We start from the raw sequence: 12265 nt of genomic DNA, 5'->3' as shown, positions 1-12265 counted from the left end.
CCCGTGATGGGAGACCCTGACAACCTTCGTCCCTTGAACCCGTTCCCGATTGGAGCACCCAGGGAACGGCCAAAGCAAGAGGAGTCCGGAGAGGACGATGAGCGAGGGATCGAAGCTCAGCACGCGGCGGCGACCTGCGCCGGGCGGGCCGAGTACGACATGGGCCGCGACTTCGGGGCCGTTCGGACCGAGTTCGATGCGGACTGGCGCGACCTGCGGTGAGCGAGGCCTCGGGGGGCGGCCGGCTTCGTGGTCGCGGGGGCGGCGGCGGTGGCGTAGGCCGCGGTTTCGAGCTTGTTCACGGCGCGAAGCTCGATCTTCCGGACCCACTCGCGAGTGATGCCGAGCCGCGAGCCGATTTCCTTGAGGGTCAAGGGCGTGGCACCTTCGAGCCCGTAGCGGAGCCGCACCACAAGCCGCTCGCGGTCGTCGAGGCAGTCGAGGCGGCGGAGCACGTCGGAGCGTTCGTCGGACGATTCAAGGGCCGTGGTCGGGCCGACGGCGGGGTCGATCGAGTCGTCGGGCGACCAGTATTCCTCGTCGTCGCCGACGCCGCTTTCGAGCTTGAGCTGGTTGGCCCTCCGGGCCTTGGCCACGAGCCCCTTCTGGGTCTCGGTCAGCTCCAGGTGTTCGGCGATCTCGTCGAAGGTCGGGGCCTGGCCGCGTTCGCGGGTGAGCAGCCGCTCGGCGCGTCGCCACCGGGTCAAGAGGCCGACCATGTGGGCGGGGAGCCGGATCGTCGCCGTCGTGTTGATCAAGGCGTGGCGGATCGCCTGCTTGATCCAGTAACTGGCGTAGGTGCTGAATCGGGTGCCGAAGCGAGGGTCGAATTCCGAGACGGCCCGGATCAGCCCGATGTTGCCTTCACCGATCAGATCGTCCAGCACCAGACCTCGCCCCAGGTAGTCGCGGGCGATCCGCACGACCAGCCGGAGGTTCGCGCCGATCATGCGGGTCCGGGCGTCCTCGTCACCCCGGGAGATCGCCTCGGACAGCTCGCGCTCTTCTTCGGCGGAGAGCAGAGAAACCTCGTTGATGTCGCGGAAGTAGGTCTGAAGATCATGCGAGACCACGCATTCCCTCGCCTCGGTGCGGTACATGGAAGAACTCCCGGCTCGCGATCGCCATCAATGGGTGTATCAGGAAGAGATTCCGCTCGGCAGTCGACCGCTCCTTGCAGGATTTGAGGTTGAGCAGGCTCGCTGATCGCACCCCGGATCATCACCGGGCGCCCCTAAGCAACCTTGCGAACCGTCCACGTCTCAAGTCGTCCAACCTTGGAAAGGAGCATCACATCACTCAGTTGCAATCGCTTTTCATAACCGGACAAGATTCCGAGAACATTCCCATAACGTCCGATTCGGCGAGTCGTGACGATCGCAACCACGCAATTACGACAAACTCTAAATTACCCAATCTACGTGAAACGCGAAGGAGAGTGGTGAACTCTTCGCACAATCCGGGAAAACCGCGTCCGCGACCGATCGACTCCGAATTTTTGGTAATTGTCTGGAAATCACATGGCCGAGGATGTTTAATTAGCTACCAGGGCCGCCATTGCTCGCATGCGCTCGCGCCAGTGGACTCCACCGAGGAGTCAGGGGCGGAGAGCGTTGTGGGTTTCACGGTCGCTTGAATCTTGATCGGCCCGCCATGACGCGGGACGAGCTGGCACGTTCCGATATCAGGGGGACGACCCAGTGAGAAAGCCGGCGGAAGAAGAGGGCTTGGTCTCGCGAGACGAGCTGGACGTCCCCGACCTGATCGCGCGCGCCAAGCTCGGTGACGAGGCCGCGTTCAATCAGTTGCTGCACCGGTTCGAGGGCGAGGTGCGGATGATGGTGCGCGGTCGGCTGCCGAAGACGATGCGCGGCCAGTACGACTCGATGGATTTCGTCCAGGCCGTGTGGCAGAGCTTTTTCGCGGATTTGAAGGACAGGCCGCAGGAGTTCGAGAACGCCCGTCATCTCCGCAAGTTTCTCGACGGCATGGCCCGCAACAAGGTGTTCGAGCAGCACAGGCGGCTCACGAAGACCGAGAAATACGCGGTGAAGCGGGAAGAGCGGCTGTACGTCCGCCGCGGCGACCGCGAGGTCGAGCGCGAGCTGATCGCGCGCGGGCCGTCGCCGAGCGAAACCGTGCAGGCCGGCGAACGCCTCGCCCAGCTGACCTCGGGCTGCAACGCCCGCGAAATCGAGGTCATCACACTCCGTTACCAGGGTCTCACCCTGGACGAGATCGCGGCGCGCACCGGGATGTGCGAGCGGTCGGCGCGGCGGATCATCGATTCGGCCCGGGCGCGGATGGAGGCCCGGGGATGGCAATGACGTCGGACCGCGCGTCGCCGTTGGATTCCACCCCCGCGTCACGGTCGCGATCAAGCGGTCTGCTGCTGGAACCGCGCGACGGCCGCTTCGGCGCGGCGGCGTTCCAGACCAACGGTTCGTCGACGCTGACGATCGGGCCGACGTCGCGAGCCTACCTGGAAGCGCTGGCCGATCTGACCGAGCGCTGGGAGCGAGGCGAGACGCCCGGGGCGGAACTCTACCTCGACGGTCTGTCGGACTGGACGGCCAGCCAGGCCGTCGAGCTGATCTACCGCGAATTCCGGCTGGCCGAGGTCGCCGGCCGCCGACCCTCGCCCGACGCCTTCCTCGCCCGGTTCCCCGAGCATCGCGAGGCCCTCGAAACGCTGCTCCGGCTCGACGGGGCGTGCTCGGATTCGCTGCTCCGGCGGCTCTCCAAGCCGCGCGACGACGACGCGCTTCTGCCCCGGGTGGGCGACGAGATCGGCCCTTACATCCTCAAGCGCGAGCTGGGTCGGGGCGGGTTCGCCCGGGTCTTCCTCGCGGAGCAGGCCGACCTCGAATACCGGCTCGTGGTGGTGAAGATCTCAACGCGTCCCACGCGCGAGCCCTGGCTGCTCGCCCGGGCGCGGCACGCCAACATCGTCGAGATCGTCTCGCACGCCGAGGTCGACGACGGCGCCTTGCAGATGATCTGCATGCCGTTCCGTGGCGGCGCCACGCTGTCGGCGATCCTCGGCCGGCGCCGCGAGCGGCCGACGCTCAAGAATTCGGACCGACGGCTGCTCGACGACCTCGACGCCGTCGCCGCGCCCGAGTATCCCGCGACGCAGCCCGCCCGGCCCGCCCGCGAGCTGCTCCGCACGATGACCGACGTCCGGGCGTTCGCCTCGATCGTCGCGAGGCTCGCCGAGGCGCTCGACCACGCGTACAGCCAGGGCGTGGCCCACGGCGACGTCAAGCCCTCGAACATCCTGCTGACGGCCGACGGCGTCCCGATGCTGCTCGACTTCAACCTGGCCCAGGACTGGTCGTTCCACGACCCGGAATCGCCCGTTGAAGATCCCGGCGGCACGCTCGCCTACATGGCCCCCGAGCGGCTTCGAGCGCTCGCCGCGACGTCGCTGAAGCGTCGACGAAGAGAACCGATCGATTCGCAAGGGCCCACGCCCCCGGACGCGACGGCCGCCGGTCCCCACCGCGCCGACGTGTACTCGCTGGGGATGGTGCTCCTGGAAGCGGTCGCCGGATGGTCGCCGACCGACGACGACGCCGACGGTCGAGAACCCGGGCCGGCCGGCCGTTGGGCGTTCGGCGAGGCGGCCGAACGCTACGCCGCGATTCGCGAACGCGGCGCCGCCGAGGTCGTCCGCCGCGCCGAGCAATCGGGAGGCGCGACCGTCCCCCCAGCCCTGCGATCGATCCTGACGCATTGCCTCGAAGCCGACCCGTCGGCCCGTTACGGCCGCGCTCTGGAGCTGGCCGAGGACCTCGACCGCTGGCGCGCCGATCGGCCGCTCGCCTTCGCCCCCGAACCCTCGCGACGGCGCGCGATCGGCCGCTGGACGCGGCGCAACCGCCGAGGGGTCGCCATCGCGGCCTTCGCGGTCACGCTGTCGACGCTCACCGCCGCGGTCTTCATCGTCCAGGGAAGCCGGGCGATGGCCGTCGCCCTCGAACACCACGCCGTCGACCACCTGGCCCTGTCCTGGGACGACGTCGCGTCGCCGGCCTTCCACTACCAGCGTCCGGGGTTTCCCTCGCCGCGGGGGCGCGACTCGGTCGAGGAGACCGGGTCGGCCCTGCGGGCGTTGAAGGACTACAAGATCCTCGAGTCGGGCGACTGGCGCGAGCAAGACAATTACCGATTCCTGCCGGCGGCCGACCGCGACGATCTGGAGCTGTGGCTGGTCGAGCAGACCTTCCGAGCCTGCCGCGCCTTGGCGAATCGTCCGGACTCGCCCGACGACTGGCTCCGCGCCCGAACGCTGATCGACCGCGTTTGCGGCGCCGCCGCGCCGCGCGTTCTGGCCGCCCTTCGGAACCGGCTCGACGGCCAGCTCGCGACGGTGGGCGTCGCGACCGCGACGAGGCCGGACTCGGTCCCGGCCTCCCCTTGCGTCGAGGAATACCTTCAGGGGGTCGCCGCCGAGCTGGACGACGGCGCGGCGGCCGGACGCGGCGACGGCAAACCGGGGATGAAGCTCCTGGACCCCAAGGCCGACCCTTGGGCCGACGTCCGCCAGGTGGAGAATCCCGACGCCGGCCTGACCACGGCCCTGGAGCATTACCGCCGGCTGCTGAGCATGCGTCCCGACTCGTTCTGGGGGCACTACCGATCGGCGACGATCGCCTTCCGCCTGAGACGCTGGGCCGAGGCGGCGGCCGGCATCGAGACCTGCCTCCGCGGCCGCCCCAACAATCCGATCCTCCACGGCTTCCTCGCGACCTGTCTGTTCAACCTTGATCGCTCGCACGCCGCCCTCGCCGCGAGCAACCGGGCGCTCGACGCGGCCCCCGACCACGCCGAGTTCGTGCAGACCCGGGCCTTCATCCGGGCCGGACTGCCCGAGTCCGGCGGTCTGGAAGCGGACATCCGCCGCTATGAAATGCTCAAGAGCCTGATCCCCGAATCCTTCTTCCGCAGCCCGCCGATCATGGATCTGGCGAACCCGATCGCCGCGTCCGTCCCCGCGTCCCGGCGCGGGATGCCGCTGGCGAGGCCACGGAAATCGCGGCCGGCGGCCGGCGAGTCGTCCCAGGATTCGGAGGAAATCGATCCCGGCGAGCTGACCGCTCGGGCCGTCCTCGCCGCCAAAATCCGCCAGGGGGGCAAGATCGCGATCGCGGCGGGCGAGATCGACAAGATCCTCGCCATCGACCCCCTCTACATCGTCGCGCGCATCGATCACATGTGCCTGGCGATCGAGACGCGCCGGTTCAACGACGCCCGCGACGACCTGGATCTCATCCTCGACGACCCCAGGCTGATCGAGTACGTCGTTTCGAGCGTCCACCGCGCCGAGGCGCTGTTCGACGCGAGCCGCTGCCTCGCCGTCGAAGGTGAGGTCGGCGACGCCCTGAGGCTCGCCAAGAAAACCCTGAAGCTGATCCTGGCGGCGGGCAAGTCGTCGGGCCGCGCCTACTATACAGTCGCCGCGGTCGAGAGCCTGGCGGCCCGCACCGAACCGAACTGGATTCCAAGCGCCGCAGACCACTTGCGACTGGCCATCGCGGCCAACCGCGACTACGAGCAGTGGTTCCTTCAAGACGAAGCGTTCACGCCGGTCCGCATCCCGATCCGCGCGATCCTCAATTCCAAAAAAGGCCGTTAAAAAAGGCCGAACGGCTCCCGGCTACGACGCCGCGGTCGGCGCGCGGCGACGGTCTTTCAAGAGCGCGGCCACGCCGCAACTGGAACAGCCCGAATGCGGGGTCTCGGCGCAATCGGTCGCGGCGGCGACGGCCTCGCGCGGCGGCTTCGAGGCGGTGGAACAGCCGCCGGCCCCGCAGTCGCAATCGCCGCAGCCCCCTTTGCGAGCCGCGGCTGCCGCGACGGGGGGCGGTTCGTCCGCCTTCGCCGGTTCGGCTCGCAGATCTTCAAAGTTCACGTCGAAGTCGCACGAGGCGCGAAACCGCGCGCGCACCGGACCCAGGTCAAGCTCGTCGCCGCCGAAATAGAAGTAGTGGAGAACCGTCGTCAAGTCGAGCAACGGCTCGACGTCGATCAGCTCCAGAGGCCAGCCGGCATCCGACACGATCCGTCGACAGGCGTCGAACCGCGCTTCGCGAAGCCGCTCGACCTCGCGGCCGAGCGCGAGATCGTCGGCGTCGGCGGAGCGAAGCACCCGAAACGTCCCGATCGAATCCTCGGCGGCGCGACGACGGGTCGGGTCTGCCGACGCTCCCGGCACGACCAGGACTTCGCCCAGCTCCATCCCCCGGCTGGTGCGGATCACGACGGCCTGCCCGCGCTCGAACCGCGACCCGAGGCCGGCGTCGAGGGCGAACCAGCCCACGTGCCCCATCAGTCCGTACCGGACCAGACAATCCGATTCCGGATCCATGCTCGAACCTTCCCTCGTCAGAAATGTCGAGCCACGCTCGAACGCCCGTCGACATGATGGGATGGGAATCGGTCCGCCGCCGTTCCCGACGACGCCCGCTGAACCTATAATCGACTATACCCACTCAAGTAAGAAAACTGTGCCCGACCGGATCGGGGGCGTCAAGGCGTTTACGACGGCAACGGACCTCGCAACGTCGAGAGGTCGTAACCTTCGCACTGTCGGACGAGGTGGAAATGGCAAGCGGTTCTCGTTGTACGTTCCACGTCCGCGGCCTCGATTGCGCCCATGAAGTCGAGTTGCTCCGCGCCGCGGTGAAGGATGCGCCGGGCGTCGAAAACCTGGGGTTCGACCTGATCAACGGCATGATGACCGTCGATTACCAGGACGGCCAGGTCGATCCCCGCCGCCTCGCCGAGCGGATCACGAAGAACAGCGGCCTGGAGACGACCCTCGTCGGCGACGTCGAGCCCGGTGCGGAAACCGCCGCCTCGTGGTGGTCGCATCACGGCCGGACGTTCACGACCGTCGTCTCGGGAGTCGCGCTCGCGGCCGGGATTCTCCTCGGCTGGCTCGGCTCTCATCGAGCCGCGATGACTTGCATGGCCCTGGCGGTGGTCGCGGGGGGCGTCTGGTTGTTCCCCCGGGCCGCGCGCAGCCTGCGGCGGCTGCGGCTCGACGTCGACGTCCTGATGGGCCTGGCGATCCTCGGCGCCATGGCCCTCGGCGAGTGGGACGAGGCGGCGACCGTCGCGTTCCTTTACGGCGTCTCCGAATCACTCGAAGCTCTCAGCGTGGCCCGCGCCCGCCGCGCGATCCGCAAGCTGCTGGAAGTCGCCCCTGACACCGCCGAGCGGATCGGCCTCGACGGCCAGGTCGCGACGATCCCGGCCGATCAGGTGGTCGCCGGCGACCGCATCTTGATCCGGTCCGGCGACAAGGTGCCCATCGACGGCTCGGTGCTCAAGGGGCGGTCGAGCGTCGATCAGAAGGCGATCACCGGCGAGTCGGTCCCCGTCGACCGAGGTCCCGGCGATACGGTCTTCGCGGGGACCGTCAACGGCGACGGCACGCTCGAAGTCGAAGCCTCGGGCCCGGTCGGCGACGCCCTGATCTCGCGGATCGTCGAGCAAGTCCGCGCCGCGCAGGCCGGCCGCGCGCCCGTCGAGCGGCGGATCTCGCAATTCGCGCTCGTCTACACGCCGATCGTCGTGGCCGTCGCCTTGCTGGTGATGGTCGTCCCCCTGCTTTACGCCTGGGCGACGGTCGGCGGCTCGGCCGTGACCTGGGAGCTGGGCCGCGAATGGTTCGGTCGCGGGCTCGTGATGCTGGTGATCGCCTGCCCGTGCGCCCTGGTGATCGCCACGCCGGTCGCCGTGGTCAGCGGCCTGGCCTCGGCCGCCCGTCGCGGAGTCCTGATCAAGGGGGGCGAATTCCTCGAAGAAGTCGGCCGGCTGCGGGCGATCGCCTTCGACAAGACCGGAACGCTGACGCTCGGCCAGCCCGACGTCGTCGAGGTGGTCTGCGCGCCGGGCCACGACGATCAAGCGAAGGTCCTGCGGATCGCCGCGGCGCTCGGCGATCGAGGCGGCCACGTGCTCGGCAAGGCGATCGCCCGGCACGCGCGCGAGCTGCGGATCGACGTCCCCGCCGCCGACGACTACACGGCGATCCCCGGCAAGGGAGCGCTCGGCCGGGTCGACACGATCGAGTACCACCTGGGGAGCCACCGCTACATCGACGAGGCCGGCCTCTGCCGTCCCGAGTTCCACGACGAGTTGGACAAGGCCGAAACCGCCGTCGGCACATCGGTCGCGCTCACGGCGACGAGCGGTCCGCTCGGCTGGATTCGACTCGCCGACCAGCCGCGCCCCGAGGCGGCGGCCGTGCTCGCCGAGCTGCACAAGCTGGGCCTGCGGACGATCATGCTGACCGGCGACAACCGGCGCACGGCGGCGGCCGTCGCCAGCGAGTTGGGGGTCGGCGAACAGCGTTCCGAGCTGCTGCCCGCCGACAAGGTGAGCGCCATCGACGAGTATTCATCGCTGCACGGGCCGACCGGCATGGTCGGCGACGGCGTCAACGACGCCCCCGCCCTGGCCGCCGCCCGCGTGAGCATCGCCCTGGGGGGCGTCTCCAGCGGCGCGGCGCTCGAGACGGCCGACGTCGTCCTCATGGCCGACGACCTCCGCCGGCTCCCCTGGCTGATCCGCCACAGCCGCGCCACGCTCCGGATGATCCACCAGAACATCGCGCTGGCCGTCGGCTCGAAGCTCGCCGTCTTGATCCTCGCCCTGTTCGGTCTCGCCAACCTCTGGATGGCCGTCGCCGCCGACGTCGGCGCCACCTTGGTCGTCGTTGCCAACGCCCTGCGCCTGTTGCGGCCGGCCGAGGATTGAAAGCCGCTCAGCGAGCGAAACACAAGCCCGAAGCGCCAGCGAGTGCATTCCCGGTAGGGTTGCCGAATGAACAAACGCAAAACCATGCACTCGCTTGCGCTTCGGGCTTGTATTCGGTGGTCGCCCGCGTGACCCCTCAATGTTTCATCGTCAATCATGCCCGTCGAGTTGCCGAACAAGCCGGTCGATCACCTGATCGGCGATCTCGATCGCCACGAAGTGGCCGCCAGGGACCAGGTGGGCCTCACGGTTCGGCAGGACCTGGGCCAGCCGCCAGGCCATGGTGGGGGGCGTGATGTTGTCGTCGAGCCCCTGCCAGAGCGTCACCCGCTTGTCGGCCGGCAGGTTCTCGATCGCGAAGCCGTACTTGCGATAGAACTTCAACTCTTGCGCCAGACCCGCCGCGGCGGCGGACGAGTCGAAGACTTGGTCCAGGTCTTTAAGAAACAGATTGAACACGTCTTCACGCTCGAACAGCCGGCGATCGGCGGCCGACCACGTGCGGACGAGCGACTTGAGGAATCGCGGCGGATCGGCCCGGTAGCGCACGCCAGCCTGCTCGAACGCCTGGCGCGCGAGCTTCGGCGACCGCGAACCCAGCTCGAAAAACAGCCGACGGCGACGTTCCATCCCTTGTAACGCCCCGCGCAGCCGCGCCGGCCCCATTCCGCTGAGCACCGTGATCGTGCGGATTCGTCCGGCGAGCCGATGCAAGACCGCCAGGGCGTACGGCGCGCCTCCCGAGATCCCGATCACGCTGAAATCGTCGATCCGCAGGGCCTCGGCCACGTCCTCCACGTCGTCGACGGCGTCCAGAACGCTCGCGCGCTCGACGAACTCCGACTCGCCGACCCCCGGCCGATTGGGCGCGATGATCCGCAGCCCCCGCGCCTTGGCCTGATCGGCCACGTACGACGCCTGATAATGTGATCCGATCAGCCCGTGAAAGAAGAAGATCGGCCGCCCCCCCGGATCGCCGTACTCGCAAACCTCCAGAAGCCGGCCGGTCCGCATCGTGAACATCGTGGACATGGCGGCGATCCCCATAAAATCCGACTTCGGCCTCAGCCCTCGGCCGCGAACGGCTCTCTGGGCGATAAGTGGACGACAGGCGCGGCGTGCGCTTGCAGCCGACCGATCTCGGCCTCGACCTTGGCCACGGCGCTGCGGTCGTCAAGGGCTTCGAGGACCGTCTCGGCGACGTGGCGACCGTTGACCGGCAGGGTCAAGACGCGCCCCCTGGCCTTCTCGAACGGTCGCGGATTGGGGTAGTTGGCGGCCGGCTCCAGGCCGGTGACGTAGCCGTCGCGAGCGCCCGCCGTGTTCTTCCAGAGCGTGAAGCACGGGAGCTGGGCGAGCGGATAGCGAAGCGCCACCCCCTTGTCGCCGCCCTGGTTGCGGAGCATCGCCACCGTCTTGCCGGCGTCGCCGTCAGCGAGCAGTTCGAAGAAATACGCCTGCTCGGCGAAGCCCGGCTCGGGCGGCCCGTAGACGTCGTACGCGGCCAGCCCCTCGACGGCGCGCGGATCGCGCGGGATCAGCGTCTTGACCGGGGCGACGAACCGCGAGCCTTCTTCCAGGTACGGCGGGCCGAAGTTCCAGTGGTAAAGGATCTGCATCTCCACCGGCTGATCCTTCAGGTTCTCGAATTCGTCGCGGACCGTCAGCCGCTTCGAGCCCGGCACCGTCGAGATCCGGGTCGTCATCCGCACCCCCGCCCCGAACAGGAACGACTCGTCGACGCGGCCCTCGACCACAATCTCGTGCGGCGGCTTGTCGTCGATGTGGATCGCGACGTACGACGCCGGGATGTTGGCGATCCGGCCGTGCAAGGGAACGATCGTATCGCCGTCGCGGTGCGGCGCGCCGTTGCTCATCAGACCGCAACGCGCCAGCAGCTCGTCGAAACCCGCCAGCCAGCCGATTCCGCCCAGATCCAACAGGTTCACATAAGCCGGATTGACGGGACCGTCGGCGGTGGGAGAATCCCAGCCGATCCGGTCGCCGCCGCACGACGCCTTCCAGATGTTCATCCCGCGGGTCGGGATGATCGAGAACGCAAGCGCGCCGTTGTCGATCTCGATCAAGTCGACGCCCTCGCGCCGGCCGCCGTGGAGCCTCCGCTTGGCGACCGAGCAGCCCCGAAACGCCGGCGACCCGAGCGCCTCGCCTTCGATCGCGAACGACTCGACCCAGGCATCGTGAGACACATCCGTCAGCACAAATGTTCTCATCTCGCAGATCCTCGCATATTGAATTCGCGGCCCGTCGGGCGGCGGGAGAGGTCGTCTCGCGGCTTCCGGCAGTCGAAACGGCCGGCAGTCGCATCAACAACTGACGTTTCGGCATGTTTTTCGCAGTCTTGCTTTCCGAGTCAGGACACGATATCAGGAAATCCACGCGAAGCCAGCATCGAGTAACGACTTCGCGCCTACTCCTTTGCCCTGTCGCTTGAAAACAGGGAGGATGACTCCGATGACGACTCGAACCCGCACAAACCGAAAGCCGAACTTTCAGCTGGAGAGTCTCGAATCCCGCGAGGCTCCGGCCGTGGGAATCTCAAGCGCCTGGCAAGCGGCGCTCGCCCAAGCTCAAAATCCGGGGGCCCGGGCGTTTCACTTTCAGGGAATGCAACAGACGCTCCGCATCGCCCGGTCCGGTACGACGTTTCAAGGCCCCACCGCCGTCTCTCTCGGCGAAACATCGAACGTCAACTCGGCCGCCAGTCTCCCGACCGGGCGAGCCGCGCTGCTCGCCCAGGCGCAGGCCCGCCGCGCCGCGCAGGCTCATTCTTCGTCCGTGGGTGCCGCGACGCCGAACCACGCCTGGATGACCGCCTCGTCCCTTCGCTTTCCGACCAGTGCGCCGGCAATACCCGTCGTAACCCCAACCCCAACCCCCGTGCCGACTACACCCATGACGCCACCTAACCAGACGAACAATGCCGGGACCGCCGCGCAAAACCTGCCGCCTAACGTCAGTGGCGAGCTCAACGTCATCTACCAGAACTTCCTGACGAACAGCAACCAACCCATCGAGACCGGCCCGGGCTCGATCCCGATCGACGGATCGAACGTCGGCGTGAACATCCATGGCAACGGGCAAGGCGACTTCTCGGACTTCCTCAGCACGCTCCGGAACCTCGGCATGGAGATCACCGCCACGAGCGACGTCACCTGGACCGTCGTGGGCATGCTGCCGATCAGCCAACTGCCCACCGCCGCGCAGACGCCCCAGACCTTGAGCATCACGCCGCAGTACAGCCCCAAGACGAACTGAGATTCAACGATCGCCCGGCCCTCCGCTCTCGAACGTTTCGCCTACCTGAACCCGACGCGCTCTCGACCGACCCGAGATCGCGCCGGGCTTTTTTTGTGGGACGACGCGCGGTATTCCGCTCGTGACGTGGTTGACGGAGGGAAGCGGCGGGATTAGGTTGAACCGATGTTGAAACACTCCGACGGTGCCTGGTCGTCGCCCGCTTCGGTGGCGC

7 protein-coding genes and 1 pseudogene are annotated in these 12265 nt (G+C 68.0%); 4 read left to right on the top strand and 4 right to left on the bottom strand.

Annotation, left to right across the window (positions count from 1 at the left end):
- Nucleotides 1–116: 116 nt before the first annotated feature.
- Nucleotides 117–1100 carry a sigma-70 family RNA polymerase sigma factor gene (locus BSF38_RS19075; protein WP_076348282.1) on the bottom strand — a complete coding sequence of 328 codons (984 nt, stop codon included), beginning with the start codon at nt 1098–1100 and terminating at the stop codon, nt 117–119.
- Nucleotides 1101–1727: 627 nt separating this feature from the next.
- Here BSF38_RS19075 and BSF38_RS19070 point away from each other — a divergent pair.
- Both BSF38_RS19070 and BSF38_RS32700 read left to right on the top strand, forming a co-directional pair.
- Nucleotides 1728–2327, top strand: a complete 600-nt coding sequence (locus BSF38_RS19070) for an RNA polymerase sigma factor (RefSeq protein ID WP_076351129.1) — start codon at nt 1728–1730, stop codon at nt 2325–2327.
- Nucleotides 2318–3760 (top strand): annotated as a pseudogene (locus tag BSF38_RS32700) (protein kinase domain-containing protein); the annotation flags it as partial. The gene BSF38_RS19070 and the pseudogene BSF38_RS32700, both read left to right, overlap by 10 nt.
- 1902 nt (nt 3761–5662) lie before the next feature.
- Here BSF38_RS32700 and BSF38_RS19060 read toward each other — a convergent pair.
- Nucleotides 5663–6373, bottom strand: a complete 711-nt coding sequence (locus BSF38_RS19060; RefSeq protein WP_076348278.1) for a PSP1 C-terminal domain-containing protein — start codon at nt 6371–6373, stop codon at nt 5663–5665.
- A gap of 236 nt (nt 6374–6609) precedes the next feature.
- Here BSF38_RS19060 and BSF38_RS19055 point away from each other — a divergent pair, with 236 nt between their 5' ends.
- Nucleotides 6610–8772 (top strand): heavy metal translocating P-type ATPase, encoded by a 2163-nt coding sequence (locus BSF38_RS19055; protein WP_076348276.1) that lies wholly within the window; start codon nt 6610–6612, stop codon nt 8770–8772.
- Nucleotides 8773–8922: 150 nt separating this feature from the next.
- Here the strand turns inward: BSF38_RS19055 and BSF38_RS19050 are convergent, their stop codons facing one another.
- Nucleotides 8923–9804 (bottom strand): alpha/beta fold hydrolase, encoded by an 882-nt coding sequence (locus BSF38_RS19050; protein ID WP_168189415.1) that lies wholly within the window; start codon nt 9802–9804, stop codon nt 8923–8925.
- A 32-nt stretch (nt 9805–9836) separates the two neighbouring features.
- Nucleotides 9837–11006: an aldose 1-epimerase family protein gene (locus BSF38_RS19045; RefSeq protein ID WP_076348272.1), complete on the bottom strand. Its 1170-nt coding sequence runs from the start codon at nt 11004–11006 to the stop codon at nt 9837–9839.
- A 682-nt stretch (nt 11007–11688) separates the two neighbouring features.
- On the opposite strand from BSF38_RS19045, the gene BSF38_RS19040 reads away from it, so the two are divergent.
- On the top strand, nt 11689–12051 hold the full coding sequence (locus tag BSF38_RS19040; RefSeq protein ID WP_076348270.1) for a hypothetical protein: 363 nt from the start codon (nt 11689–11691) through the stop codon (nt 12049–12051).
- The last annotated feature ends 214 nt before the right edge of the window (nt 12052–12265 follow it).

Source organism: Paludisphaera borealis (assembly GCF_001956985.1).
GTDB lineage: Bacteria > Planctomycetota > Planctomycetia > Isosphaerales > Isosphaeraceae > Paludisphaera > Paludisphaera borealis.
This window is presented reverse-complemented; position numbering and strand designations above follow the sequence as displayed.

What these genes read in the sequence shown, in the direction of transcription:
- BSF38_RS19055 (WP_076348276.1), top strand. Translation starts at nt 6,610, where the DNA reads ATGGCAAGCGGTTCTCGTTGTACGTTCCACGTCCGCGGCCTCGATTGC.
- BSF38_RS19060 (WP_076348278.1), bottom strand. Translation starts at nt 6,373, where the DNA reads ATGGATCCGGAATCGGATTGTCTGGTCCGGTACGGACTGATGGGGCAC.
- BSF38_RS19075 (WP_076348282.1), bottom strand. Translation starts at nt 1,100, where the DNA reads ATGTACCGCACCGAGGCGAGGGAATGCGTGGTCTCGCATGATCTTCAG.
- BSF38_RS19040 (WP_076348270.1), top strand. Translation starts at nt 11,689, where the DNA reads ATGACGCCACCTAACCAGACGAACAATGCCGGGACCGCCGCGCAAAAC.
- BSF38_RS19045 (WP_076348272.1), bottom strand. Translation starts at nt 11,006, where the DNA reads ATGAGAACATTTGTGCTGACGGATGTGTCTCACGATGCCTGGGTCGAG.
- BSF38_RS19050 (WP_168189415.1), bottom strand. Translation starts at nt 9,804, where the DNA reads ATGTCCACGATGTTCACGATGCGGACCGGCCGGCTTCTGGAGGTTTGC.